This is a genomic window from Nonomuraea sp. NPDC047897, assembly GCF_043204415.1.
In the GTDB taxonomy this organism is placed as follows: Bacteria; Actinomycetota; Actinomycetes; order Streptosporangiales; family Streptosporangiaceae; genus Nonomuraea.
In genome coordinates this window covers 170199-195034 of record NZ_JBIDCC010000015.1, presented here as the reverse complement: position 1 = coordinate 195034, position 24836 = coordinate 170199, and the positions used below count along the sequence as shown (strand labels likewise).

General features: G+C 73.9%; 22 protein-coding genes. 11 read left to right on the top strand and 11 right to left on the bottom strand.

Going from position 1 to position 24836, the window contains the following annotated elements; translation table 11 throughout:
* Positions 1-994: LysR family transcriptional regulator (locus ACGF0J_RS30760; protein WP_393151376.1), on the bottom strand; the 994-nt coding region annotated here is incomplete at its 3' end.
* 71 nt (positions 995-1065) lie between these two features.
* On the opposite strand from ACGF0J_RS30760, the gene dapA reads away from it, so the two are divergent.
* Positions 1066-1956 (top strand): 4-hydroxy-tetrahydrodipicolinate synthase, encoded by an 891-nt coding sequence (dapA, locus tag ACGF0J_RS30755; RefSeq protein WP_393151374.1) that lies wholly within the window; start codon positions 1066-1068, stop codon positions 1954-1956.
* Here dapA and ACGF0J_RS30750 read toward each other — a convergent pair.
* Entirely contained in the window at positions 1918-3063 is a 1146-nt protein-coding gene (locus ACGF0J_RS30750) for an FAD-dependent monooxygenase (protein WP_393151372.1), read from the bottom strand. The genes dapA and ACGF0J_RS30750 overlap by 39 nt on opposite strands.
* An 84-nt stretch (positions 3064-3147) precedes the next feature.
* Here ACGF0J_RS30750 and ACGF0J_RS30745 point away from each other — a divergent pair, with 84 nt between their 5' ends.
* Both ACGF0J_RS30745 and ACGF0J_RS30740 read left to right on the top strand, forming a co-directional pair.
* On the top strand, positions 3148-3591 hold the full coding sequence (locus ACGF0J_RS30745; RefSeq protein WP_393151370.1) for a MarR family winged helix-turn-helix transcriptional regulator: 444 nt from the start codon (positions 3148-3150) through the stop codon (positions 3589-3591).
* A 99-nt stretch (positions 3592-3690) separates the two neighbouring features.
* Entirely contained in the window at positions 3691-4602 is a 912-nt protein-coding gene (locus tag ACGF0J_RS30740; RefSeq protein ID WP_393151468.1) for an NADP-dependent oxidoreductase, read from the top strand.
* 121 nt (positions 4603-4723) lie between these two features.
* On the opposite strand, the gene ACGF0J_RS30735 is transcribed toward ACGF0J_RS30740, so the two are convergent.
* Positions 4724-5296 carry a TetR/AcrR family transcriptional regulator gene (locus ACGF0J_RS30735; protein ID WP_393151368.1) on the bottom strand — a complete coding sequence of 191 codons (573 nt, stop codon included), beginning with the start codon at positions 5294-5296 and terminating at the stop codon, positions 4724-4726.
* A gap of 108 nt (positions 5297-5404) precedes the next feature.
* Here ACGF0J_RS30735 and ACGF0J_RS30730 point away from each other — a divergent pair, with 108 nt between their 5' ends.
* Positions 5405-7222 (top strand): ABC transporter ATP-binding protein, encoded by a 1818-nt coding sequence (locus ACGF0J_RS30730; protein WP_393151366.1) that lies wholly within the window; start codon positions 5405-5407, stop codon positions 7220-7222.
* Here the strand turns inward: ACGF0J_RS30730 and ACGF0J_RS30725 are convergent.
* Positions 7216-8094 (bottom strand): 1,4-dihydroxy-2-naphthoyl-CoA synthase, encoded by an 879-nt coding sequence (locus ACGF0J_RS30725; RefSeq protein ID WP_393151364.1) that lies wholly within the window; start codon positions 8092-8094, stop codon positions 7216-7218. The two genes, ACGF0J_RS30730 and ACGF0J_RS30725, sit on opposite strands and share 7 nt — an antisense overlap.
* Positions 8095-8120: 26 nt before the next feature.
* Positions 8121-8453: an ArsR/SmtB family transcription factor gene (locus ACGF0J_RS30720; RefSeq protein ID WP_393151362.1), complete on the bottom strand. Its 333-nt coding sequence runs from the start codon at positions 8451-8453 to the stop codon at positions 8121-8123.
* Between the two features lie 60 nt (positions 8454-8513).
* Here ACGF0J_RS30720 and ACGF0J_RS30715 point away from each other — a divergent pair, with 60 nt between their 5' ends.
* Positions 8514-8711, top strand: a complete 198-nt coding sequence (locus tag ACGF0J_RS30715; protein ID WP_393151360.1) for a DUF3073 domain-containing protein — start codon at positions 8514-8516, stop codon at positions 8709-8711.
* Here the strand turns inward: ACGF0J_RS30715 and ACGF0J_RS30710 are convergent.
* On the bottom strand, positions 8674-9954 hold the full coding sequence (locus ACGF0J_RS30710) for a cytochrome P450 (protein ID WP_393151358.1): 1281 nt from the start codon (positions 9952-9954) through the stop codon (positions 8674-8676). The two genes, ACGF0J_RS30715 and ACGF0J_RS30710, sit on opposite strands and share 38 nt — an antisense overlap.
* Positions 9955-10017: 63 nt before the next feature.
* On the opposite strand from ACGF0J_RS30710, the gene ACGF0J_RS30705 reads away from it, so the two are divergent.
* Positions 10018-10617, top strand: a complete 600-nt coding sequence (locus ACGF0J_RS30705; RefSeq protein ID WP_393151356.1) for a TetR/AcrR family transcriptional regulator — start codon at positions 10018-10020, stop codon at positions 10615-10617.
* On the opposite strand, the gene ACGF0J_RS30700 is transcribed toward ACGF0J_RS30705, so the two are convergent.
* The 3 genes from ACGF0J_RS30700 to ACGF0J_RS30690 form a co-directional block, all read right to left on the bottom strand.
* Entirely contained in the window at positions 10614-11513 is a 900-nt protein-coding gene (locus ACGF0J_RS30700) for an alpha/beta fold hydrolase (protein WP_393151354.1), read from the bottom strand. The two genes, ACGF0J_RS30705 and ACGF0J_RS30700, sit on opposite strands and share 4 nt — an antisense overlap.
* A gap of 53 nt (positions 11514-11566) precedes the next feature.
* Positions 11567-14311, bottom strand: coding sequence for a LuxR C-terminal-related transcriptional regulator (locus tag ACGF0J_RS30695; protein ID WP_393151352.1), 2745 nt, complete (start codon positions 14309-14311; stop codon positions 11567-11569).
* A gap of 93 nt (positions 14312-14404) precedes the next feature.
* The gene (locus tag ACGF0J_RS30690) at positions 14405-15817 is read right to left on the bottom strand and encodes an LCP family protein (protein ID WP_393151350.1); all 1413 of its coding nucleotides are present in this window, start codon (positions 15815-15817) and stop codon (positions 14405-14407) included.
* A gap of 231 nt (positions 15818-16048) precedes the next feature.
* Here ACGF0J_RS30690 and ACGF0J_RS30685 point away from each other — a divergent pair, with 231 nt between their 5' ends.
* On the top strand, positions 16049-16447 hold the full coding sequence (locus ACGF0J_RS30685; RefSeq protein ID WP_393151347.1) for a DUF1992 domain-containing protein: 399 nt from the start codon (positions 16049-16051) through the stop codon (positions 16445-16447).
* Here the strand turns inward: ACGF0J_RS30685 and ACGF0J_RS30680 are convergent.
* Positions 16389-17033 (bottom strand): TetR/AcrR family transcriptional regulator, encoded by a 645-nt coding sequence (locus ACGF0J_RS30680; protein ID WP_393151345.1) that lies wholly within the window; start codon positions 17031-17033, stop codon positions 16389-16391. The genes ACGF0J_RS30685 and ACGF0J_RS30680 overlap by 59 nt on opposite strands.
* Positions 17034-17104: 71 nt before the next feature.
* Here ACGF0J_RS30680 and ACGF0J_RS30675 point away from each other — a divergent pair, with 71 nt between their 5' ends.
* The 3 genes from ACGF0J_RS30675 to ACGF0J_RS30665 are packed head-to-tail and all read left to right on the top strand — an operon-like array spanning position 17105 to position 22130.
* The gene (locus tag ACGF0J_RS30675) at positions 17105-18109 is read left to right on the top strand and encodes an SDR family NAD(P)-dependent oxidoreductase (RefSeq protein WP_393151343.1); all 1005 of its coding nucleotides are present in this window, start codon (positions 17105-17107) and stop codon (positions 18107-18109) included.
* Positions 18102-20555 carry a xanthine dehydrogenase family protein molybdopterin-binding subunit gene (locus ACGF0J_RS30670; RefSeq protein ID WP_393151341.1) on the top strand — a complete coding sequence of 818 codons (2454 nt, stop codon included), beginning with the start codon at positions 18102-18104 and terminating at the stop codon, positions 20553-20555. The genes ACGF0J_RS30675 and ACGF0J_RS30670 overlap by 8 nt, the downstream gene beginning before the upstream one ends.
* A gap of 9 nt (positions 20556-20564) precedes the next feature.
* Positions 20565-22130 carry a phospholipase D family protein gene (locus tag ACGF0J_RS30665; RefSeq protein WP_393151339.1) on the top strand — a complete coding sequence of 522 codons (1566 nt, stop codon included), beginning with the start codon at positions 20565-20567 and terminating at the stop codon, positions 22128-22130.
* A 63-nt stretch (positions 22131-22193) separates the two neighbouring features.
* On the opposite strand, the gene aroQ is transcribed toward ACGF0J_RS30665, so the two are convergent.
* Positions 22194-22646 (bottom strand): type II 3-dehydroquinate dehydratase, encoded by a 453-nt coding sequence (gene aroQ / locus ACGF0J_RS30660; RefSeq protein WP_393151337.1) that lies wholly within the window; start codon positions 22644-22646, stop codon positions 22194-22196.
* A 196-nt stretch (positions 22647-22842) separates the two neighbouring features.
* On the opposite strand from aroQ, the gene ACGF0J_RS30655 reads away from it, so the two are divergent.
* On the top strand, positions 22843-24816 hold the full coding sequence (locus tag ACGF0J_RS30655; protein ID WP_393151336.1) for a GTP-binding protein: 1974 nt from the start codon (positions 22843-22845) through the stop codon (positions 24814-24816).
* Positions 24817-24836 lie beyond the last annotated feature (20 nt).

Genomic DNA, 24836 nt, shown 5'->3' with positions numbered 1-24836 from the left:
CCCGCGGGGGAACACCCCCCCGCCCCGCCCCCCCCGGCCCCTGGGGGGGGGGCGGACCCCCGGCCCGCCCCCCCGGGGTGCGCGGGGCCCCGGGCCGGCGGGGGCCGCCGCTCAGCGGCGACGGGGTGAGCGGGAGGCCGGTCAGCGCGGTGTGGAAGGCGGCGACGGCCGCCCTGATCGCCGGGTGCTCGCCGTACCCTCTGCGGAAGGCCGCCAGCGTGCGGCGGCTGAGGGACAGCTCGGTGAGAGTCACCCCGGGCGGCGGCGCGAGGGCGGCCAGGCGCGGCACGAGCGCCACGCCCTGCCCTGCGGCGGCGAACGCGAGCACGGTGTCGAAGTCGTCGACGTGGTGGCGCACCCGCGGCTCGAAGCCCGCCGCCTGGCAGGCGCGCACCGCCATGGTGTGGCAGAGGGTGTCCGGCTTGCTCATGATCCACGGGTCGTGGCGGGCGTCGCCGAGCGTCCGGCGGCCGGTGAGGTACATGGGCTCGGCGAACAGCGGCTCGGTGGCCAGCGAGGCGTCGGTCACCGGCGGCACGAAGTCGTACTCGTGGACCAGGGCGACGTCCAGCTCGCCCGCCCGCAGCGCGCCGGACACGTCGGCGGGGTCGATCTCGCGGACCATGGGCTCCAGCGCGGGATGGGCGCGCGCCAGCTCAGCCAGGGCGGCCGGCACCAGCACGCGCGCCGCCGTGGGGAACGCCCCCATCCGCAGCGGGCCCGACGGCGCCCCGCGCACCGCGGCGAGCGCCGCCGCGGCCCGGTCCAGCTCGGCGAGGACCGTCTGGGCGTGCTCCACCAGCAGGTGGCCGGCCGGGGTCAGGGTGACGGTGCGTCCCGTGCGTTCGAGCAGGGGCACGCCCGCCTCCCGTTCGAGCGCGCTGAGCTGCTGGGACACCGCGGACGGGGTGAAGGTGACGGCTTCGGCGACGGCGGCGATCGTGCCGCGCCGGGCCAGTTCGCGTAGGAGGCGCAGCTTGCGGGGGTCGAGCATCAGTCCAGCTTAAGCTCAACCGCAGAAATTGGCGCTGGACCTTACGGGCGTGCCGGCTCCAGGCTCGAAGCATGCTGAACGGAATCCACGTACCGCTCGTCACCCCGTTCGACGCCGATGGCGAGGTGGCCCTCGACGCGGTCGAGAAGCTCGCCGGGCACCTGCTCGACCAGGGGGCCGCGGGGCTGGTCGCGCTTGGCACCACCGGCGAGGTCGCCGCGCTGTCCCCGGCCGAGCGGGCCGCGGTGGTCGAGGCGTGCGCCCGGGCGTGCCGGGAGCGGGACGCGCCGCTGACGGTCGGCGTCACCGGCAACGAGCCGCGTTCGGTCCTGGCGTCGCTGCGCGAGCTGCCGGGCGGGGTCGCGGCTGCCCTGGTGACCGTGCCGTATTTCCTGCGACCGGGCGAACGCGGCGTGGTGGCGTACTTCGAGGCGCTGGCCGCCGAGTCCCCGGTGCCGCTGGTGATCTACCACATCCCCTACCGCACCGGGCAGCAGGTGAGCGCCGCGACGCTGCGGCACCTGGGGCGGCATCCGCGCATCGCCGGCGTGAAGTACGCGGCGGGCGGCATCGACCAGGACGCCGTGGACCTGCTCGGCGAGCCTCCGGCGGACTTCGACGTGCTGGGCGGCGACGACGTGGTCGTCTCGCCGCTGCTCGCGCTGGGAGCCTCGGGCGCCATCCTCGCCTCGGCGCACCTGGCCACCGACCGGTTCGCCGAACTGGTCGCCGCGTGGCAGGCGGGCGACGCCGTACGGGCCAGGGAACTGGGGCACCGGCTGGCGAGGCTGTCGGCCACACTGTTCGCCGAGCCGAACCCCACCGTCGTCAAGGGCGTGCTGCACGCGCGCGGCCTGATCCCGACGCCGGACGTGCGGCTGCCGCTGCTGCCCGCCGGGGCGGAGTCGGTGGCCCGAGCCCTGTCAGAGTGCGACATGGTGGCGGTACATCCAGGCGAGTGACTCCTGGCTCGCGGTCTTCTTGAGGAAGAACGGCAGCGCCAGGTCGCGGAACACCCGCGCCACCGGCCCGGCGGCCTTGCCGTTGCTGATCGTCCTGGAGTAGGCGACGACCCGCTCGACCCGGCCGCGCCGCTCGGCCTCGAACCGCTCGAACGCCTCCCGGTGGCCGGTGGCGTCGCGCAGGCACCGGGCCAGCACGATCGCGTCCTCGATGGCGAGCGAGGCGCCCTGCCCGGCGCTGGGCGAGGTGGCGTGCGCGGCGTCGCCCGTGAGCACGACCCGCCCTCGGTGCCAGGCCGGCAGCGGCGGCAGGTCATGCACCGGGAGCCCGTCGCCGACCGGGCCGCGCCGGATCAGCTCCACGGCCGGGCCGGCGTCGTCGGCGAACGCCTCCAGCAGCGCCGCCTTCCAGTCGGCGGGCACGTCGCCGAGCTCCCGCGGCAGGTTGGCGAACCACCAGGCGTCGCCGTCGCGGGTCACGGTGTAGCCGAAGAAGGCCCGCTTACCGAAGATCATGTTGTAGACGCCCGGGGTGCCGGTGACGCCGGAGTCGCGGACGATGCCGCCCAGGCTGTACAGGCCGCTGTAGCGCGGCCGCGGCGCGCCGGGGTCGAGGAGCGCGCGGGTGCGCGAGTGGACGCCGTCGGCGGCGACGAGGATGTCGCCCGCCGCCTGGGTGCCGTCCTCGAAGTGGGCCACGACCTGGCCTTCGGTGTCGTCGAAGCCGACCAGGCGCTTGCCGTACGTGATGGCGACGCCCTGGGCGAGTGCCTCGTCGCGGACGACGCGGTAGAGGTCGGAACGCAGGATCGTGTGGCTGACCGTGCCGTCGTCCAGGGCCAGGCCGTTGGCCACCTGCCCGAGGCGCTTGCCGGTGCCGCTCCACATGACCATGTGCGGGGTGGGGACGCCGGCCGCCATGACCTGGCGGTGCGCCCCCAGCACACGCAGCGCGTCGAGGCCGTTGGAGGCGATGTTGAGGAACGCGCCCACGCCCTCGGCGGACTCCGGGTACGCCTCGAAGATCTCGGTGTCGATGCCCACGTTCCGCAGTGCCATCGCGGTTGCCGGGCCGCCGATACCACACCCTACGATCAGAGCCTTCATCGTGATAACCTTTCGTTCGCTCGAAAGAAATATATGGGGCAGGGGGCGTGGGTGTCCAGAGATATTTCGGACGGACGAAAGAAATTGCTGGAGGCGCTCAGCGAGGCGGGCCGGGACAACAGCAACGCCGCCGTCATGTACCACACGGCCATGGGTGAGCGGATCGGCCTCGGCATGACGGAGGAGAAGGCGCTCGACCTGCTCCAGCGGCTCGGGCCGCTGACGGCGGGGGAGATCTCGCAGCACACGGGGCTGGCGCCGGCCTCCGTCAGCGGGCTGATCGACCGGCTGGAGCGCAAGTGGCTGGTGCGCCGCGTCCGCGACCCGAAGGACCGCCGCCGGGTCATCGTGGAGATCAACTTCGAGCGGCTCGCCGGATTCGCCGAGCTGTTCGAGCCGCTGGTGCGCGGGCTCTCCGAGCTGTACGAGCGCTACACGGACGAGGAACTGGCGGTGATCCTCGACTTCCTCACCCGCGCCACCGCCGTCCAGCGGAGCGCCACCGCCGAGCTCGCGACCGAGTCGTGAGAGGTGCTGGCGAGCATGTTTTACGTGAAACATCGGCGCAAGGGCGTTGACCTCAACCATGGTTGAGGCTGAATGCTCGTCCCCATGAGCGAACACACGATGAGAGCGGCGGCCTTCCGGACCTTCGGCGGGCCGGAGGTGCTGCGGGTGATGGAGCTCCCGGCGCCGGTGGCCGGGCCGGGCGAGGTGCGGGTGCGGGTCAGGGCGGCGGGGGTGCAGCCGTTCGACGCTGCGGTGCGGGCGGGATGGACGCCGCCCGGGGTCTCGGGCGACCTGCCGCGCATCCCTGGCAACGAGTTCGCGGGAGTGGTGGACCAGGTAGGCGAGGAGGTCACGGGCGTGCCGGTGGGACAGGAGGTGCTCGGGTTCTCGCTGCTCAACAGCTACGCCGAGTACGTCGTGGTGCCCGCCACGGACGTGACGCCCAAGCCGGCGGGCGTGCCCTGGGAGGTGGCGGGCGCGCTGACGGCCGCGGTGCAGACGGCCGAACTGGCGCTCGACGGGCTGGCCGTGGGGGAAGGTGACACGCTGCTCGTCCACGGCGCGGCGGGCGCGGTGGGCACGGCGGCGGTGCAGATCGCGCGGAGCCGCGGGGCCGTGGTGATCGGCACCGCCCGGGAGGAGAACCACGAGCACCTGCGCGAGCTGGGGGCGGTGCCCGTGGTGTACGGCGACGGGCTGGCCGATCGGGTGCGGGCCCTCGCCCCGGATGGCGTGGACGCGGCACTCGACGGCGCGGGCGGCGCGGCGCTGGACGTCTCGCTGGAGCTCGTCAAGGACCGGGGGCGCATCGTCACGCTGGTCGAGCACGGCAAGGCGGCCGAGCTGGGGGTCCAGGTGGTGCGGGGTACGCGGTCGGCCGAGCGCCTCGGCCGCTACGCCGCGCGGTACGCCGAGGGGCGGCTGAAGTTCCCCATCCGCAGGACGTACCGGCTGGAGGAAGCGGCCGACGCGCATCGGGAGATCGAGACCGGCCACGGCCGGGGCAAGATCGCCCTTGTCGTCGGCTGACGGCGGTCAGCGCCACTCTGCGCGCGACGGGACCGGCCGGCGGTGACCGTCGGCCACCTCCCCCGAAGGCCCGGCCTGGCGGCCGCCCATTGCCGGGCCGGGTACTCCGACCACGGCGCCGTCAGGGATCGCCCGGCGCGATCGACTTCCGGAAGGACCGTAGGCACAGTTGGAGCGCGGTGTGCCGGGGCACGCAGCTGTCGCGGCTGTGCGTCCAGGCCGCGTAGAGCATCGCCCACAGCGTCGCCGTCACCCACTGCGCGGGCTGCCGAGGATCGATGGTGCCATCCGCGTGCCCGCGCTCGATGAGCCGGACCAGCGCCCGGTCGGCCTCGGACTCCTCGTCCCAGTCGGCCCAGGTGGCGAGCTGGGGGTGCTCGTAGGAGAAGCGGAAGCCGTCGCCCAGCTCGAAGAGCTCCTGGCAGAGCCGGTCGAGCGCCTCGACGGCGGTGCCCTCGTGGAGGCGGGCGCGCTCGGTGGCCATGGTGACCTGCTCCAGCAGATGCGCGCCCAGCGCGGTCAGCAGGTCGGAACGCTCGCGGAAGTAGCGGTGGATGGTGGTGCGCCCGACCCCCGCCGCCGACGCGATGTCGGCGAGCGAGGCGGTGGGGTTGTCGGCCAGGACGGAAAGGGCGGCGTCGAGGATGGCGCGCCGGGTGCGCGCTCGGGTCCCCGTCTCGATGGCTGCGTCCACGACGTACACGGTACTGCGTCAACCGCAACGAAACACGTTTGACAGATTATGGAACATACATGTTCCATAAAGAGTATGTCGGTTCCAAAAAAGTTCCCTCGTGCCCAAGTGCTCTGGTCGTTCGCCAGGCCGCACTCCCGCACGCTCACCCTCGGGCTGCTTCTGGGGCTCGCCGGTTCGGCGCTGGGCCTGGCCACACCGATGATCACCAAGTGGGTGCTCGACGCGCTCGGCTCCGGAACGTCCCTGGCGGGGCCGGTGGCGGCGCTGCTCGTGCTGCTCGTGGCCGGTTCAGTGATCGCGTGCCGGCAGTGGATCATGCTGGGCGCCCTCGGCGAGCGCGTCGTGCTGGAGGCACGCGAGTCGGTGGTCCGGCGCTTCCTGCGCGCCACCGTGCCCGCCGTCACCCACCGGTCGCCCGGGGAACTGGTCACCCGGGTGACCTCCGACACCGTGCTGCTGCGCGAGGCGGCCACCTCCAGCGTGATCGGACTGATCAACGCCACCGTCATGCTGGTCGGCACCCTCGTGCTGATGAGCGTGCTCGACATGGTGCTGCTCGGCACGACCGTGGCGGCGGTGGTGGTGGTCGCCCTGCTGTTCGCGAAGCTCATGCCGGGCCTCGCCCAGGCGCAGGAACGGGCACAGGAGCATGTCGGCAGGCTGGGCGGCGTGCTCGAAGGCGCCCTGCGGGCCATCAGGACCGTCAAGGTGAGCCGCGCCGAGGACCGCGTGGCCGACCGGATCCTGGCCGAGGCGCGCGCCTCCGCCGAGCACGGCGTGCGTGCCGTCCGGGCCCAGGCGACGGCGTGGACGATCGCCTGGTCGGGTATCCAGCTGGCGATCATCCTGATCCTCGGCATCGGAGCGTGGCGGGTCGCCTCGGGTCACCTGGAGGTGTCGAGCCTCATCGCGTTCCTGCTGTACGCGTTCGGCCTCATGGATCCCATCACCGAGCTGAGCCAGAACCTCACCGCGCTCCAGTCCGGCATCGCCGCCGCCGACCGCATCAGTGAGGTGGAGTCCATGCGGATCGAGTCACGCACCGAGGCGGTGGGGGCGGCCGGCCGCCCGGCCCCGGTCAGCGTCGCGATCCCGGCGCTGGAGCGCGAGGTCGCCGCAGCCGGCGCGTCAGCGCCGGGGCGCGAGGTCGCCGTCGACGGTCCGGCACTGCTGGAGTTGCGCGGCGTCACGGCCGCCTACGGGCCGGGCGCGGAGGCGGCGGTGCGCGGCGTGGACCTGATCGTCCCCCGGACCGGCCACCTGGCGATCGTGGGTCCCTCGGGGGCCGGCAAGACCACCCTGCTCTCCCTCATCCTCGCCTTCCTGGAGCCCCAGGAGGGCGAGGTCCTGCTGGACGGCCGGCCGTACCGTGCCCTGTCCCGCGACGAGATCCGGGCCCGGCTCGCCTACGTGGAGCAGGACACGCCCATCGTGCCCGGCACGATCCGCGACAACCTGCTGTTCTCCCACCCGGACGCGAGCGAGGAGGAACTGGCCGGGGTGTTGCGCGAGGTGCGGCTGGACGGCACGTTCGACCGGCTTGACCAGGGGCTGGACACGCCGCTGTCGTCCACGCTGGTCTCCGGCGGCGAGCGCCAGCGCATCGCGCTGGCCCGCGCGCTGCTGCGCACCCCCGACGTGCTGCTGCTGGACGAGGCCACCGCGCAGCTCGACGGGCTCACCGAGGCGGCGGTGCAGGAGTGCGTGCGCGGGCGCGCCGCCACGGGCGCCGTCGTCACCATCGCCCACCGGCTGTCCACGGTGATGGACGCCGACAGCATCGTGGTCCTGGAGGGTGGTCGGGTACGTGCCCAGGGCGGACACGCGGAGCTGCTGGCGACCGACGACCTCTACCGGTCGCTGGTGGCCGCGCTGCGCATCTCCGACGCCGTCGTGCCGGTGGCGGCTCCGGTGGGTCAGTAGTGCCAGGGGAACGGTGACCAGTCGGGGGCCCGCTTCTCCAGGAACGAGTCGCGGCCTTCGGCGGCCTCGTCGGTCATGTACGCCAGCCGCGTCGCCTCCCCGGCGAACACCTGCTGCCCCACCAGCCCGTCGTCGACCATGTTGAACGCGAACTTCAGCATCCGCTGCGCCGTCGGCGACTTGCCGTTGATCCTGCGGGCCCAGTCGAGGGCGGTCGCCTCCAGCTCGGCGTGCGGCACGACCGCGTTGACCATGCCCATCCGGTGGGCGTCGGCGGCCGTGTAGGTGTCACCGAGGAAGAAGATCTCGCGCGCGAACTTCTGGCCGACCTGCCGGGCGAGGTAGGCCGACCCGAATCCGCCGTCGAAGCTGGCCACGTCGGCGTCGGTCTGCTTGAAGCGGGCGTGCTCCTCGCTGGCGAGCGTGAGATCGGCCACCACGTGCAGGCTGTGCCCGCCTCCCGCCGCCCAGCCGGGCACCACGCAGACGACCACCTTCGGCATGAACCTGATCAGCCGCTGCACCTCCAGGATGTGCAGCCGGCCGGTGGAAGGTGAGCCGTCGGCGTACTGGTAGCCGTCCTTGCCCCGGATGCGCTGGTCGCCGCCGGAGCAGAACGCCCAGCCGCCGTCCTTGGGCGACGGGCCGTTGCCGGTGAGCAGCACGCACCCCACGTCGGTGGTCTGGCGGGCGTGGTCGAGCGCCCGGTAGAGCTCGTCGACCGTCTGCGGCCGGAAGGCGTTGCGCACCTCGGGACGGTCGAACGCGATGCGGACCGTGCCCTGGTCGACCGCCCGGTGGTAGGTGATGTCGGTGAAGTCGAACCCTTCGACTTGCTGCCACGCCTTGGGATCGAACAGCTCGGAGACCATGGGCTTGAGCCTAACCGAACCCTTTGCTAGGTGACCTCCGCCCGGAGCTCCGCCAGCAGTTCGCCCTGATCGGCGAGCATGTCGGTGAGGATGCGCCGGGCGGTGCCGAGCAGTTGGGTGAGCTCGGGGGTGGCCAGCGTGTAGACGACGGTGCTGCCCTCGCGGATGGCGGTCACGATCCCGGCTCTGCGCAGGACCGCCAACTGCTGGGAGAGACTGGACGCCTCGATGTCGATCTGGGCCAGCAGATCCCGGACGGGAAGCGGGCCCTCCTGCAGGAGCTCCAGCACTCGGATGCGAGCGGGGTGGCCGAGAGTGCGGAAGAAGTCGGCCTTGGCCTGGTAGACCTCCACGTGCATAGTGACAGACTAATCCAGTGCAGTTGCATAATTCTTCAAGTCGTAACGTTGTTGGCTAGGATGACAGCGGGGACTGAGGGAGTAGCCATGGGCCGAGGAAGAGCCAAGGCGAAGCAGACGAAGGTCGCTCGCCAGCTGAAGTACACCAGCCACACCATTGACTATGACCGGCTCCGCGAGGAGCTGGGGGCGGACTCGCGACGCGACGACTTGCACCCCGCTAAGTCGTCCGAGCAAGAGTCCGAGCCCGCGCGATGACGCGGGCCCGCTTCGCGGGCGACAGCGTCACGCCGGTGAGCCGCCTGGCCTCCGCGGCCTGATCGGTCGCGGAGAGCTCCAGGCGGCGCAACACCTCGCGGATGATCACTCGCATCTCCAGGAGGGCGAGCTGCGCGCCGACGCAGAAGCGCCGGCCGCCGCCGAACGGCATCCACGACCTGTGGGGTCCGCCGTCGAGGAAGCGCTCGGGCCTGAACTCCTCCGGCTCGGGGAACGCCGCCGGGTCGTGGTGCACGAGCGGGATGCTGGGCCCCGCGTACCATCCGGCGGGCACCTCGTACCCGCCGAGGCGCAGCGGCGCGTCGAGCAGCCTCGGCGCCTCGTACACGACGGGCCGCAGCCGCAGCACCTCCTTGACCACGGCGTCGAGGTAGGGCTCGTCGTCGGGCAGCCGGTCGAGCACCTCAGGCGTGCGCAGCAGCCGCTCGAAGGCCCATGACAGGCCGGTGGCGGTCGTCTCGTGCCCGGCGAGCAGCATCGTGATGAGCTCGTCGCGGATCTCCTGGTCGCCCAGCCCGGTCTCCAGCAGCCGGGCGAGCACGTCGGTGCCGCCGGGCTCGGCGCGGCGGCGGGCGATCTCGTCGAACAGGATCGCGTCCACGGCCGCCCGCACGCGCAGGAAACGCGCGTAGGGCGTGAACGGCACGCGCGCCATCCTGTCGCGCAGCAGTGGCGGCGCCATCGCGACCGACAGGGCGGAGCCCTGTTCCATGAGGCGCTGCAGCAGCACCCGCAACCGGTCGAGCCGTTCGGCGTCGCGGATGCCGAAGACGAGGTGCAGGATCACGTCGAGGGTGATCTCCTGCATGCGCTCGCGCAGGGTGAACGGCTGCCCGAGCGGCCAGGTGGCGATGCGCTCGGCGGCGATCCGGGTGATCTCGTCGTGGTAGCCGGCCACCTGCCGGGCACGGAGCGGCGGATTGAGCAGCTTGCGGTGCTGCCACCACGGGTCTCCGTCCAGGGTGAGCACCGAATGAATGCCGACCAGGGGTTCCAGGAAGTCGCTCCGTGCCTCGCCGGCCTTACCGCCGCCCTGGTCGGTCCGGTAGACCTGGTCGGCCAGCTCGCCGGTGGCCACGTAGACCTCGGGCGGGAATCCGGGGAAGCGCACCGTGAAGACCGGCCCGTACCTGCGCCGGCAGGTGGTGAGAAAGCCGATCGGGTCGCGCGAGAGCCAGGCCGTCTGCGCGACCGCGGGCAGCCGGGGTCCGGGAGGGAGCATGCCGTGCCTCCAATGATATGTACGTACGTCATATACGCTCGTATATATCTGTAGCATGGTCCTGTGTCACGAACAACGCAAGCCGGCGGATACCGCGACAGGCTGCTCGCCGGGGCGGTGGCGTGCCTGCAGGAGAAGGGCTACGCCCGCACGACGGCGCGCGACCTGGTGGCGGCGTCGGGCACCAACCTGGCATCCATCGGCTACCACTTCGGCGGCAAGGACGCCCTGCTGAACGAGGCCATCGCCGGCTGCTTCGAGGCGTGGACCCGGCGGGTGGAGGAGTCGGTGTTCAACCCGGCCCCGGGCACGCTGCGGGAGATGCTGGAGCGGGCGATGGTCGCGCTGGTCGACGTGTTCGAGGAGCTGCGGCCCCAGCTCGTCGTCTGCGTCGAGGGCTACCCCGCCGCCCTGCGGGAGGGCGTGCTGCGCGACAGGCTGGCGGAGGTGTACGCCCAGGCGCGCCGGGCCGGTGTCGAGATGATCGAGCGGGCCTGCGCCGAGCTGGGCGCCGAGCCGCCGGTCCGGCCCGAGGTGCTGGTCTCCGTGTTGATCGCCGTCTCCGACGGGCTGCTGCTGCAGTGGCTGCTCGACCCGGCGAGCACGCCCGACGCCCGGCAGGTCGTGGACGCGCTCGCCGCGCTGTCGATGTTCACGGCCTAACGGGCCGTGTGGGCGAGGACGGCCGCGGCCAGCTCCTCGTACGCCTGAGGCGGGATCATGTGTCCCATCCCCTCGATCATGAGCAGTTCGGCGCCGGGGATCCGCTCCGCGATGATCGCGCCGTGGCCCGGCTTGGCCGGCTCGTGCGTGCCCTCCACGACCAGGGTGGGAGCCTGCACCCGGTGCAGCACCCCCTCCGGCTCGAAGTCGGGCCGGGCGGCTGCGGCCAGCCGGTGGTTGGCCACCGACGACAGGTCGCGGGCCCGCTCGTACACGCGCTCCTGCAGCCGCCGCTCGGCGTCCTCGTCGAACGGCAGGGCGGTGCCGTGGAGCACGCGTCCGTCCTCGATCATCCGGTCGATCTGCTCCCGTCGGCCGACCGGCGGCGGGCTGGTGATCATCTTCTGGAAGTGGGCCACGAACTCCGGCGTGGGCGGCGGCAGGCTGCCCTCGGGCTGCGGCTCGCCCATGAGCGCCCGCATGATCACCGCGCCCTCGTGGCCGCCGAGCGGCGAGGAGCCGATCACGGTGAGGGTCCGCACCCGCTCCGGCCGCTCCACGGCGATGAGCTGGCCGAGCAGCCCGCCCGCCGAGTGGCACACCAGGTGCGCGCTCTCCAGGCCGTACGCGTCGAGGACCCGCAGGACGTCGTCCTTGATGTCCTCCCACGTGTACGGCTGCTTCTCGAAGTCGAAGACGGCCGACCGGCCGGTGTCGCGGTGGTCGTAACGGATCACCCTGCGGCCACCGGCGGCCAGCCGCCCGACGAACTCGTCCGGCCACAGGATGCCCTGCGTCATGGAGCCCATCACCAGCAGGATCGGCGGGTGGGCCGGGTCGCCGAACTCCTCGGTGAAGAGCTGGACGCCGTCGATGTCGATCAGGTTCGGTTGCATGACTCCACTGTGGGGCGCGGGCGCCGGTACGCCTTCCGTAGTCCTACTGGGCTTCACAGCAGGCGGGCGAGTTCGGTACGGGAGGTGATGCCGAGCTTCGGATAGATCTTGTACAGGTGGTACTCGACGGTACGCGGGCTGAGGAAGAGCTGGGCGGCCACCTCCTTGCTGGACGCGCCGCCCGCGACCAGCCGGGCGATGCGCAGCTCCTGCGGGGTCAGCGCGGCCGGCGCGTCGCTCTCCGGCCGGGCCGCCGTCTCGCCCGCCGCCCGCAGCTCGCCGTGCGCCCGCCTCGCCCACGGCTCGGCGCCGAGCCGCTGGAACGCCTCCATCGCCGCCCGCAACCGCGGCCGTGCCTGGCCGGGCCGCTGGGTGCGGCGCAGCCGCTCGCCGTACAGCAGGGCGGTGCGCGCCCCCTCGAACGGCTCCCCGTGCAGGCGCAGAGCCTCCTCGAACAGCGCGTCGCCGCCCGGCGAGCCCTCGCCCCCACCCGCCGTCAGAGCACGGCAGCGGGCGAGCAGCGCCCGCGACTCGGCCGTGCCCGCGTGGGCCGACCACCGCTCCAGCCACGCAACGGCCTCGCGGGCCGCCTCCGGCTCGCCCGCCCCCAGGGCCGCCTCCACCCGGTCGGGCGTCGAACGCCACACCACGGTCGGATGCCCGGCGCCCGGACCCGCCGCGGTGATGGACGTGAACCGGTCGTGCGCCGCCGCGAACCGGCCCAGGCCAAGGTCCAGCAAGGCCAGCGCGTACGCCGCCACCCCCGCCCGCAGCCCCACCCGGTGCGGGATCGCGATGGCCAGCGCCTCCTCCGCGTGGCGGCGGCACGTCTCCTCCTCACCGCGCAGCGCCGCCACCACGGCCAGGTTGCCCAGGTGGGCGCTCACCGAGTTGGTGTAACCGGCCTCGCGCGCCAGCGCCAGCCCCTCCTCGGCGATGGCGGCGCTCTCCGCGAGCCTGCCGCGGAAGCGCTCGGCCGTCGAGACGAACTCCAGCACGACCGGAAGCTGGCCCACCATGCCCGACATCCGCGCCACGCCGCCCGCCCTGCCGACCAGTGCGGCCGCCAGGTCCTGCTCGCCCAGATAGCTGGCCGCGGCCGACGCCCACAAGAACTCCGCCGCGTCGGTCAGCTCCCCGGTGCGGGCGAGCGCGGCCCGCAGCAGCCCCGGCCCGCAGGGGTCGCCGCCGAGCACGGCGCCGATCCCCGCGATCGTGTCGCGCAGGAACCCCCTGGGGTGGGCCAGCGCCCGGCGGCCCAGCTCGACGATGGCGGGCACGTCGCCCACGTAGCTCGCCGCCTCGGAGGCGTCGGCCAGCATCTCCAGCGTGTCGCCCCGGCTCAGGAGGCGCACGGCCTCGGCGGCGTCTCCTGAGTTCAGCTCGAACCGGCCCCGCAACTGGGCGATCTCCATGAGCAGCCCCCCGCCGGGCGCGGCCTCCTCGGCGAGGTCTCGGGCCGCCTCCAGGCGTTCGGCCAGGTCGCGGGCCTCCGCCAGGTGGGTCTGGGCCAGGCCGGGGCGGCCGGCGAGCCAGGCGGCCGTGGCCGCGTCCTTCAGCCGTTCGGCACGCGGGGCGGGGCCGGGCGTGAGTTCGGCGGCCCGCGCCAGTGCGGTGGCGGCGTCGCCGTACCCGCCGCGGGCCCGCGCCCGTACGGCGGAGGCGGTGAGCGCGGCGGCCACCTCCTCGTCCGGGCCGAGGCTGGCGGCGGCGAGGTGCCAGGCCCGCCGGTCGCCCTCGGCCAGCGTGGCCAGGGCGGCGTGCGCCTGCCGCAACCGCACCCCGCCGGCGGCCGCGTGCACGGCCGACCGGACCAGCGGGTGCCGGAACCGGACCGTCGTCCCCGCCACGTCCACCAGCCCGGCCGACTCCGCCTCGCGCAGCGCCTCCGCCACCCCACCGGTAACCCCCTCGCCGAACCCGGTCGCGCCGGCGGGGGCGGCCGAGGTCGCCGCCGCGGCACCACCGGTGAGGGCGGTGGCGGCGCGCAGGACGGTGGCGAGGTCGGCGTCCAGTGAGGCGACGAGCAGGACCAGCCGGGCCGGCTCGGTGAGGGACGACACCTGGTCGCCGAAGAGCTGCTCGCCTCCCGGCAGGGGGTCGGGCAGCGGGGAGCGGCCCGCGAGCTGGTCGGGCGTCAGCCGGGCCGTCGTCTCGCACAGGACGAGCGGATTGCCGCCGGACAGGGCCGCGAGCCGCGCCCGTACCGCCGGCGCCACCGCCGCCCGGGAGGCGAGCAGGTCGCCTGCGCCGGCCGCGTCGAGCCCGCCCACGCGCAGCTCGGGCAGCCCCTGCGGCGGCGCGTCACCCCGTACGGCCAGCAGCATCGCGATGCCTTCGAAGCGCAGCCGCCGGGCCGCGAAGAGCAGCGCGTCCGCCGACGCCCGGTCGAACCACTGAACGTCGTCCACCAGGCACGCCAGCCCGCCGGGCACCGCGGCCTCGGTCAGCAGCGACAGCACGCCGGCCGACACGAGGAAACGGTCGGACGTGGGCGCGGCCAGCCCGAGCGCGCCCGCGACGGCGTCGCGCTGTGGCGCGGGCAGCGTGTCGAGCAGGCCCGTCACCGGGCGCAGCAACTGGTGCAGCGCCGCGAACGCCAGGTCGGCCTCGGGCTCGACACCGCTCGCCCGCAGCACCCGCATCCCCCGGCCGGCGGTGGAGGCGGCCAGGTCGAGCAGGGCCGACTTGCCGATGCCCGCCTCGCCGCGCAGCACCAGGGCGCCGCCGCCACCGGACGCGGCCGAGGACAGCAGGTCGCCGATCGCGGTGGTTTCCGTGGCTCTGCCGTACAGCACGGGAGCCCACTGTATCGAGACCCGGCCGGCCGTCGCCGCGCAGGAGCCGCCGGCGGGGAGACCGAGGGCCTGCGGCGTCCTGCCGCGCCTCCGTCAGGAGGCGGCGCAGGTGTCGTGGGTGGCGTCGAAGCCCTTGATGGCCTCGGTGTCGCCGGTGCGCAGCGGCTCGAGCCCCGCCCAGTCGTCGCCGAGGACCAGCACGAGCCGGCTGGTCGCGGCCTGCGGGACGACCGCCGGGGTGGCGGCGACCAGGTCCCTGGTGAGCGTGGGGACGTGGGTCTCGCCGTTCGGCGAGTAGTAGACCAGCGTCTTCGCGTACGGCTTGCGCGCCGTGTCGCCGACCTTGGTGACGTGGTAGCCGCGCTGTTCGAGCAGCGCGGCCACCTGCGTGCCGAGCCCGGCCCGGTAGGTGCCGTTGCGCAGCTCCACCTGCACCCGCGACCGGGGGACGGTGGCCTGGCCGCCCTTGACCTCGCCCGGGTCGCGGTCCTGCGCGACCAGCGCGAAAAGCTGGTCGGCCTGCGGCTGCACCCACTCCACCCGGCCGGGGTGGGTCACGGAGTAGTGCCACGGGGTGGTGATGAAGCGGATGCGCCCGGCGCTCAGGCCGCGCAGGCTCAGCGCCAGGTCCCGCATCACCCCGGCCGTGAGCTCCGGGTCGGTGGTGACGGCCCTGGTGCCCGCGTCGAGGAAGCCGAGCAGCCTGGCCGGGTCGGTGAGCGTCTCACCGCTCATCACCCTCTTCACCATGGACGCGATGAACATCTGCTGGCGCTGGATGCGCCCGATGTCGGAGCCGTCGCCGAAGCTGTAGCGGGCCCGGACGTAGCCGAGGGCCTGCTCGCCGTTCAGCGTCTGGCGCCCGGCCGGCAGATGGAGCAGCGCCTTGGCGTCGTGCACCGGCTCGGGCAGGCACACCTCGACGCCGCCGACGGCGTCCACCATGCTGGTGAAGCCGCCGAAGTCCACCTTGACGAAGTGGTCGATGCGGATGCCGGTGAGCGTCTCGATGGTCTTCCAGGTGCAGGCGATGCCGCCGGAGTTGAACGACTCGTTGATCATGCCGAGGTGGGGTTGCTGGCCGGGCAGGCCGTCGCGGGCCTGGCAGGCGGGCAGACGCACCAGCGAGTCGCGGGGGAAGCTGACCACCATCGCGTTGGCGCGGTCGGACGACAGGTGCGCGAGCATGATCGTGTCGGTGCGCTCGCCGGCGAGGCGGCCGTACCTGGAGTTCCGGCCGTCGCGCCGGTCGGATCCGACGATCAGCACGTTCAGCGCGGTGCTCGCCATCTTGGCCGGGCGGGCCGCGCCGAGGTCGGCGCCGGTCACGGCGATGTGCCTGACGTTGCCGGTCAGTCTGGCGTAGACGACCACCACCGCGGCCGCGACCAGCAGGACGAGGGCCGCCGCTGCCGCGACCAGCCACCGCGCCCAGCGCCGGGGCTCGCGGGGGCGCCGGTGGGCGGGCACGTGCCTGGGCGGCGCCTGGGTCAGCCCGCTTCTCACGTGACTCCCAAGGGACGGGGCCGACGGGCCCAGAGCCTCGCGGGTCATCGGCCGGTTGAACGGGCCCGAGTGTAGTGGCGTCGTGTGCACGGAGCGTGAGGATGGCGAGATGTCCCATTAGTGCGATGCCGGTCGTGTCCTGCGACCACAGGGGGAGTCGAGGTGCGGGCCGCCGCCGTACGCGACCGGGAACGTAGCCTGGGTGGGGAGCCGAGCGAGGGGGGCCGCACCGTGACCGACCGCAAGCCGCTGGGCGTCAACTTCGAGTCGTGGATCGACCGGCAGATCCGCGAGGCGGAGGAGCGCGGCGAGTTCGACGACCTGCCGGGCAAGGGCAAGCCGCTGCCCGACCTCGACAAGCCGTACGACGAGATGTGGTGGATCAAGCAGAAGCTGCGCAGCGAGGGCCTGTCGATGCCGCTGCCGCCGACGCTCCAGCTACGCAGGGACGCCGAGGAGGCGCTGGAGGAGGCGGCCCGGGCCGGGTCCGAGCGCGAGGTGCGGCGCATCGTCGAGGACGTCAACACCCGGATCCGCGAGGCGATCAGGACGGGCCTGCCCGGCCCGCCGCTCAACCTGGTGCCGTACGACGTGGAGAAGGTCGTGGCACGGTGGCGCGCGTCCCGGTAGAGCCCGCGGCGAGGGTGGCGGCCAGCAGCATGGCGTCGCGGACCGCGCCGGGCGCGTCGCCGCGCTCCAGGCTGGCCACGGCGGCGGCGCCCACCGCGCCGATCTGCGCGCCCACCAGGGCCGCGGCCGTGACCGGGTCGAGCTCCTCCGGGTAGGCCGCCAGCAGGGCGGCGGCGAGGTCGCGCTGCGCGCCGGCGAAGCGCTGCGCGAGGCCCGTCCGGAGGGCGGGGGTCGAGGCGGCGAGCCGCACCCGCAGCGCCGCCAGCCCGCTGGTCAGGTCGGCGCCCCAGCTGTCGACGATCATCCGCTCCATCGCGCGGGCCAGCACCGCGCCCGCCGGCTCGCCGGCCGCCCGCTCGGCGATCGTCCGCAGTCCCAGGTCGACGCGCATCTCGGAGTGCGCGAACAGCACGTCCTCCTTGGCCGCGAAGTGCAGGAAGAACGTGCGTGGCGAGACCTCGGCCGCCGCGGCGATGTCGGCCGTCGTCACCGCGTCGAACCCCTTCTCCTCGAACAGTCGCACGGCGGCGTCCACCAACGCCTGCCGGGTGCGGTTTCTCTTGCGCTCTCTCAGCCCTTCACCCATGCGGCCACTTTACTACAGTCAATGAATTGCTACAGTGACTGCACTTAATGGCTCGGGAGAGGAACGGACCCATGGGAGCACTGGACGGGCGTGTCGCGCTGATCACCGGAGCGGGGCGCGGCATCGGGCGGGCGGAGGCGCTGCTGTTCGCCGCCGAGGGGGCGAGCGTGGTGGTCAACGACCCGGGCGTCGCCGCCGACGGCAGCGGCGGCGACGACGGCGTGGCCGCCGCCGTGGTGGCCGAGATCACCGCGCGCGGCGGCAGCGCCGTGGCCGGCACCGACAGCGTCGCCGACTGGGACGGCGCCCGCCGGCTCGTCGAGCTGGCCGTCGAGACGTTCGGCGACCTGCACGTCGTCGTCAACAACGCCGCCATCGAACGCAACGCGCCCCTGGTCGCCATGACGGAGGCCGGCTTCGACGACGTGCTGGCCGTCAAGGCGAAGGGCACCTTCGCCGTGAGCCACTGGGCCGCCCGACACTGGCGGTCACGGTTCGAGGCGGGCGCCCGCGCCGACCGGGCCATCGTCAACACCGCCTCCGGCTCCGGCCTGCTCAACCCACTGCCCACCCAGACCTCCTACGCGGCGGGCAACGCCGCCGTCGCCGCCATGACCGTCGTCGCCGCCCTCGAACTGCGCAGGTACGGCGTGCGGGTCAACTGCGTCTCGCCGTCCATGGTGCGCACCCGGCTCACCGCGGGCGTACCCGGCATCCAGGAGCCGGGCACGCCCGGCGGCTTCGACCCGCAGGACCCGGCCACCGTCGCGCCCCTCGCCGCCTACCTGGCCACCGCCGGCTGCCCCCTCACCGGGCAGGTGCTGTCGGTCCGCGGCGGCTCGGTGGCGGTCAACCACGGGTGGTCGCGCGGCGCGCGGGCCGAGCAGGACGGCCCGTGGGACGTGGCCGGGCTCGCCGGGACGCTGCCCGGCCTGCCCGTGGACGACCCGTTCGACAAGCTGGCCCAGGCGCTCGGCGGCGCGTTCGGCATCACCGACCGTGACCAGGTGCTGCGGCTCGTGGACGACACGCTGGACCGGTCCCTGGACGAGGCTCACACTCGGAGCCATGGATGACCGTGGAGACGAGCGCGCACCCGAGCCACGACACGACGACGGGCTGAAGGCGCGGCCGCACGGGCGGCCGGACGAAGGACAGGACGGAGGACAGGACGGAGGACAGGACGACGGGCCGGCCGGGCGGCCGGACGGGCGGCCGGAAGGGGGAGGGCGGCACGTGGGCGCGCGCACACCGCGCCGCGAGGACGCCCGGCTGCTCACCGGCCGGGGACGATACGTCGGCAACGTCCGCCCGCCCGGCACGGCCCACGCCGTGGTGGTCCGCAGCCCGATCGCCCACGGGCGGCTGACCCGCTGCGACGCCAAGGCCGTCCGCGCCGCCGACGGCGTGCTCGACGTCATCACCCCGGCCGACGCCGAAGGGGTGCGGCTGCCCTGCGTCACGCTCGGCGCCGGCCAGCTCCAGACCTCCTACCCGGTGCTGGAGGAGGCCATCCGCTACGCGGGCCAGCCGCTCGCCCTCGTCGTCGCCCGGACACCCGAGGCCGCGGCCGACGCGGCCCGGCTGCTCGACCTCGACTTCGAGGAACTGCCCGCCGTCATCGGCGTGGAGCGGGCCCTGGCGGACAGCGCGCCGCTGCTCCACCCCGCCTGGGGCACCAACGTGGTCACCGACTCCGTCCTCGGCGACCCCGACTGCGAGACCGCGATCGCCGGGGCCGAACACGTCGTCGAGCTGGCCTTCACCATCGGACGGGCCTCGCCGTACCCGATCGAGCCGCGCGGCGTCGTAGCCGCCTTCGCCGACGGGGAGCTGACGATCCGCACGGCCACGCAGGCCCCGCACCACGTGCGCGACCACGCCGTCGAGGCGCTCGGGCTCACCCACGACCGGGTACGGGTCGTCACCGGCGACGCCGGAGGCGGGTTCGGCGGCAAGGAGCACCTCTACCCGGACGAGACGCTGGTCTGCCTGGCCGCCATCCGCCTGGGCGTCCCCGTCGCCTGGACCGAGTCGCCGGGCGACCGCCTGGTCGCCACGCTGCCCGCCCGCGCCGCCGTGCACCGGGCGCGGCTCGCGCTCGACGGCAGCGGGCGGTTCGTGGCGCTGCACGCCGACGTGGTCGGCGACCTCGGCGCGCACCCGTCCAACGTGGGCATCTCGCCGTTCGCGGTGACCGCCGTGACGCTGCCCGGACCGTACCGGTTCGACCGGGCGGGGGCGCGGCTGCGCGGCGTCGTCACCACGACCACGCCGACCGGCTCCTACCGCGGCTTCGGCCAGCCGGAGGCCACCTTCACCCGGGAGCGGCTCATCGACGAGGCGGCGCGCCGGCTCCGGCTCGACCCGGTCGAGCTGCGGCTGCGCAACCTGCTCGGCCCGGACGAGCTGCCCTGCACCAGCCGCACCTGGCAGCCGTACGACTCCGGCGACTACCCGCGCGCCCTGCGCACGCTGCGCGCCCTCGTCAAGCCCATGAACAGGGACGACGGGCGGCGGCGCGGCATCGGCTTCTCCTGCCACGTCGAGTCGACCGGGCTCGGGCCGTCCATGGAGATGAAGGCCATGGGGATGCTGGCGGGCGGGTACGAGACCGCGGTGCTGCGGATGGAACCGGACGCCTCGGTCGTCGTCGCCTCCGGCGTCGCGGCGATCGGCCAGGGCATCGAGACGGCCCTCGCCCAGCTCGCCGCCGACCGGGTCGGGGTGGAGCTCGACCGGGTACGGGTCGTGCTGGGCGACACGGCGGCCACGCCGTACTCGTCGATCGGCTCGATCGCCAGCCGGTCGCTGGCGGTCGGCGGCGGGGCGCTCATCCATGCGGCGGCCCGGCTGCGCGAGAAGATCCTGGCCATCGCCGCCCACCGGCTCGAAGCGGCGATCGCCGACCTGGAGGTCGTCGACTCGGCCGTACGGGTGAAGGGCGACCCGCGTGCCTCGCTGACCCTGCGGGAGATCGCCACGTCGGCCTGGCGCGGCTGGGACCTGCCCGAGGGCGCCTCGCCCGGCCTGGAGGAACGGGTCAGCTACGACCCGTCGTCGTCCACGTACGCCTACGGCGCGCACGCGGCGGCCGTGGCCGTCGACCCGGAGACCGGGGCCGTGGAGGTGGAGGGCTACTGGGTGGTCAACGACGCCGGCGTCATGGTGAACCCGGCCATCGTCGAGGGCCAGCTCCGCGGCGGCGTTGCCCAGGGCATCGGCATGGCGCTGACCGAGGAGATCGTCTACACCGCCGACGGGCAGCCGGTCGCCGACTACCTCCTGCCGACCACCCGCGAGGTCCCCGGCATCCACGTCGCCACCCTGGAGACCGCCTCGCCCGGCAACCCGGGCGGCATGAAGGGCGTCGGCGAGGCCGGCACCATCGGCCCGCCGGCGGCCATCGGCAACGCCGTCGCCGCCGCCCTGCCCGAGGTCGCCGACCGGATCACCCGCACACCGCTGACGCCGGAGACCGTCTGGCGGCTGCTGAGGAATGCCGGCGGCGGGCCCGGGTAGCGGGAGACGATGACCGAGGACCTCGCTGCGTGGTTCCTCACCGCCGAGGAGCGCGACAACCCGTCCACCCGGCTGCTGCCCTGGACGACCGGCAACCTGGTGCGCCCGCTCGTCCACGGCGCCACCTACTTCGCCGAGCTGCACGCCTGCCTGGAGCGGCTCGGCCCGCGCGACCTGCTGCTGTTCGCCGACTGGCGGGGCGACCCCGACCAACGGCTCACCGACGGCGGGCCCGGAGTGGCACGCGCGATGGCGCAGGCCGCGCGCAGGGGAGCGCTGGTCAGAGGGCTGATCTGGCGCTCCCACCTCGACGCCCTGCGGTTCAGCGCCGCCGAGAACCGGCACCTCGGCGAGGACATCGAGGCGGCCGGAGGGCAGGCGCTGCTCGACACCCGGGTGCGGCGGGGCGGTTCGCACCACCAGAAGTTCGTCGTGCTCCGTCACCGTCACGACCCGCCCGCCGACGTAGCGTTCGTCGGCGGCATCGACCTGTGCCACAGCCGCCGCGACGACGCCCGGCACCTCGGCGACCCCCAGACGGCCCCCATGCCCGAGAGCTACGGCGAGCGGCCGCCCTGGCACGACGCCCAGGTGGCCATCAGGGGCCCGGCCGTCTCCGAGGTGGAGAAGGTCTTCCGCGAACGCTGGGAGGACCCCGCCCCCGAGACGCGCCAGCCGCTCAGACGGCTGCGCGACCACCTGGAACGGATGGACGACGTGCCGCCGCTGCCCCCGCAGGGGCCCGCACCCGGCCCGGTCGGCACGCACGCCGTGCAACTGCTGCGAACCTATCCGAGCCGGCCCCGCCCCTACCCGTTCGCGCCGCGGGGGGAGCGCAGCGTGGCCAGGGCGTACCACAAGGTGCTGGCCCGGGCCCGCAGGCTCGTGTACCTGGAGGACCAGTACCTGTGGTCCACCGAGGTGATCGAGCCGTTCGCGCAGGCGCTGGAGCGGGAGCCGGAACTCCGCATGATCGTGGTGGTGCCGCGCCACCCCGACCAGGACGGCTGGCTCGCCTCGCCGGCCAGCCTCATCGGCCGGGCCGAGGCGCTGGACCGGCTGCGCCGGGCGGGCGGCGACCGGGTGGGGGTCTACGACCTGGAGAACGAGGCCGGCACCCCCGTGTACGTGCACGCCAAGGTGTGCGTCGTGGACGACGTGTGGGCCACGGTCGGCTCCGACAACGTCAACCTGCGGTCCTGGACGTACGACTCCGAGCTGAGCTGCGCGGTCGTCGACGAGGAGCCCGACCCGCGCCCGCCCGCGGGCGGGCGGGTCTTCGCCAGGCGGCTGCGGCTCGCCCTCGCGGCCGAGCACCTGGGCCGTGACCCGGCGGGCGACGGCGACGACCTGTGCGACCCGAAGGCCGCGTTCGAGGCGTTCGCGGAGTGCGCGGAGCGGCTGGACGCCTGGCATCGCGGCGGGTGCCGGGGCGCCCGGCCGCAGGGGCGGCTTCGGCGGCACACCAAGCCGGAGCTGGGGCGGCTGCGCAAGCTGCTGGCCCTGCCGCTGTACCGGCTCGCCGTGGACCCGGACGGCCGCCCGGCGGACCTGCGCCGGTCCGGCGACTTCTGACGCCCGCGTGACGGCCTCCACCAGGGGCCGTCCGGCCGGCGCGGCTGCCCGGACGGGGCGGGATCAGGGGCGCGTCGTATGGTGCAGGCCGTGGATGGCGAGCACGTAGCCGTACACGCCGAACCCGACGACGATGCCCCGCGCGACCGGCGAGAGGTAGGAGTGGTGGCGGAACTCCTCTCGCCGGTGCACGTTCGAGATGTGCACCTCGACCACCGGCACCTCGGCGCCCTCGATCGCGTCGTGCAGCGCGACCGAGGTGTGCGTGTAGGCCCCGGCGTTGAGCACGACGCCCACGCACCGGCCGGCCTTGTGCTCGACGCCGGCCTCGTGGATCCAGTCGACGAGCCGCCCCTCGTGGTTGGACTGCCGGCACACGGCCTCCAGGCCCAGCCGTTCGGCCTCCTCGCGGCACAGCGCCTCCACGTCCGCCAGCGTGGCCGAGCCGTAGACCTCGGGCTTGCGGGTGCCGAGCAGGTTGAGGTTGGGGCCGTTCAGGATGAGGACGGTCGGCATGCGGGCCTCGCTTCGCGCTGTCGTGTCTGGCGTTGACCGGTCCATCTTCTCGCCGCGCCGGAAAACCGGTTGATCGCGGCGCGGGGTGTCTGTTCTACTCGCGGTGACGTCCACGGATCGAGGAGGTAACGAGAATGAGGTCTCCCGTCATGTCCCAGCTCGTGAAACTCCGTCTATCCGAAGGACATGACGCTTCTTGCGTACGCTCAACTTGGGGATCCTGGCGCATGTGGACGCCGGTAAGACCAGCCTGACCGAGCGGCTGCTGTTCGCCGCCGGCGTCATCGACGAGATCGGCAGCGTCGACGACGGCAGCACCCGGACCGACTCGCTCGCGCTGGAGCGTGAGCGCGGCATCACGATCAAGTCCGCCGTGGTGTCGTTCGCGATCGGCGGCGTCACCGTCAACCTCATTGACACGCCCGGCCACCCCGACTTCATCGCCGAGGTGGAGCGGGCGCTCGGCGTGCTCGACGGCGCCGTGCTCGTCGTCTCCGCCATCGAGGGCGTGCAGCCGCAGACCCGCGTGCTGATGCGCACGCTGCGCCGGCTGCGCATTCCCACGCTCGTCTTCGTCAACAAGATCGACCGTGCCGGGGCGCGGGACGACGCCGTGCTGAAGGCGATGGCCGAACGGCTCACGCCGTCCGTGGTCGCCATGGGTGGCGCGCGCGACCTCGGCAGCCGGGACGCCGCCTTCGTCCCGTACGGGCCGGACGATCCGGGTTTCGCCGCGCGGGTGGCCGAGGTGCTGGCCGAGCACGACGACGCCTTCCTGGCCGCGTACGTGGACGACGCGCGGGTGTCGTACGGCCGGCTGCGCGCCGGGCTGGCGGCGCAGACGCGGCGGGCGCTGGCGCACCCGGTGTTCTTCGGCTCCGCCATCACCGGGGCGGGCGTGGACGCGCTCGTCGCCGGGCTGACGGAGCTGCTGCCGACCGACGGGGGCGACGCCGGCGGCCCCGTCTCCGGCACCGTGTTCAAGGTCGAACGCGGCCCGGCCGGCGAGAAGCTGGCCTACGTCCGGATGTTCTCCGGCACCGTCCGCACCCGCGACACGGTGAGCTTCGGCCCCGGGCGGACCCGCTCGGCCAAGGTGACCGGCGTCAGCGTGTTCGAGGACGGCTCCGCGGTGCGCCGGGAGGCCGTCGGCGCGGGCCGGATCGGCCTGCTCGGGGGCCTCGGCGAGATCCGGATCGGCGACAGCATCGGCGAGCCGCCGCGGGGGCCCGGCCGCCACTTCGCCCCACCCAGCCTGGAGACCGTCGTCGAGCCGCGCCGGCCCGCCGACCGGCCCGCGCTGCACGCGGCGCTCGGCCGGCTCGCCGAGCAGGACCCGCTGATCGACCTGCGCCAGGACGACGTGCGGCGGGAGATCTCCGTCTCGCTCTACGGCGAGGTGCAGAAGGAGGTCATCCAGGCGACGCTGGCCGAGGAGTTCGGGCTCGACGTCACCTTCCGCGAGACCACCACCATCTGCGTCGAACGCGTCGCGGGCATCGGCGCCGCCGTGGAGGTGATGTACCAGGATCCCAACCCGTTCCTCGCGACCGTCGGCCTGCGCGTCGAGCCGGCCGCGGCCGGGTCCGGGGTCGCCTACCGGCTGGAGGCCGAGCTGGGCTCCATGCCGTACGCGTTCATGAAGGTGGTCGAGGACACCGTGCGCGAGACCCTGCGGCAGGGCCTGCACGGCTGGGAGGTCCCCGACTGCGTGGTGACGCTCACCCACACCGGGTACGCGCCGCGGCAGAGCCACGCGCACGCCACGTTCGACAAGAGCATGTCGAGCACCGGCGCCGACTTCCGCGGCCTGACGCCCCTGGTGCTGGTGGCGGCGCTGCGCCGGGCGGGCACGACGGTGTGCGAGCCGATGCACCGCTTCCGCCTGGAGGTTCCGGCGGACCTCGTCGGGACCGTGCTGCCGGCCCTGACCCGGCTCGGCGCCGTGCCGGACCGGGTGGAGCCGGCGGCGGTGGAGGGGCTCGTCCCGGCGGCGCGGGTGCACGGGCTGGAGCAGCGGCTGCCGTCGCTGACCAGTGGCGAGGGCATCCTGGAGAGCGCGTTCGACCACTACGAGCCGGTGCGCGGCGCGCCGCCCGGCCGGCCGCGGACGGACCACAACCCGCTCGACCGCAAGGAGTACCTGCTGCACGTCCAGCGGCGGGTTTGACGCGCATCCCCGGAACGAAC

What these genes read in the sequence shown, in the direction of transcription:
- ACGF0J_RS30740 (WP_393151468.1), top strand. Translation starts at nt 3,691, where the DNA reads ATGAGAGCGGCGGCCTTCCGGACCTTCGGCGGGCCGGAGGTGCTGCGG.
- ACGF0J_RS30720 (WP_393151362.1), bottom strand. Translation starts at nt 8,453, where the DNA reads ATGCACGTGGAGGTCTACCAGGCCAAGGCCGACTTCTTCCGCACTCTC.
- ACGF0J_RS30680 (WP_393151345.1), bottom strand. Translation starts at nt 17,033, where the DNA reads ATGGGTGAAGGGCTGAGAGAGCGCAAGAGAAACCGCACCCGGCAGGCG.
- ACGF0J_RS30725 (WP_393151364.1), bottom strand. Translation starts at nt 8,094, where the DNA reads ATGGTCTCCGAGCTGTTCGATCCCAAGGCGTGGCAGCAAGTCGAAGGG.
- ACGF0J_RS30665 (WP_393151339.1), top strand. Translation starts at nt 20,565, where the DNA reads ATGACCGAGGACCTCGCTGCGTGGTTCCTCACCGCCGAGGAGCGCGAC.
- ACGF0J_RS30715 (WP_393151360.1), top strand. Translation starts at nt 8,514, where the DNA reads ATGACAGCGGGGACTGAGGGAGTAGCCATGGGCCGAGGAAGAGCCAAG.
- aroQ (WP_393151337.1), bottom strand. Translation starts at nt 22,646, where the DNA reads ATGCCGACCGTCCTCATCCTGAACGGCCCCAACCTCAACCTGCTCGGC.
- ACGF0J_RS30700 (WP_393151354.1), bottom strand. Translation starts at nt 11,513, where the DNA reads ATGCAACCGAACCTGATCGACATCGACGGCGTCCAGCTCTTCACCGAG.
- ACGF0J_RS30675 (WP_393151343.1), top strand. Translation starts at nt 17,105, where the DNA reads ATGGGAGCACTGGACGGGCGTGTCGCGCTGATCACCGGAGCGGGGCGC.
- ACGF0J_RS30710 (WP_393151358.1), bottom strand. Translation starts at nt 9,954, where the DNA reads ATGCTCCCTCCCGGACCCCGGCTGCCCGCGGTCGCGCAGACGGCCTGG.
- ACGF0J_RS30750 (WP_393151372.1), bottom strand. Translation starts at nt 3,063, where the DNA reads ATGAAGGCTCTGATCGTAGGGTGTGGTATCGGCGGCCCGGCAACCGCG.
- dapA (WP_393151374.1), top strand. Translation starts at nt 1,066, where the DNA reads ATGCTGAACGGAATCCACGTACCGCTCGTCACCCCGTTCGACGCCGAT.
- ACGF0J_RS30670 (WP_393151341.1), top strand. Translation starts at nt 18,102, where the DNA reads ATGGATGACCGTGGAGACGAGCGCGCACCCGAGCCACGACACGACGAC.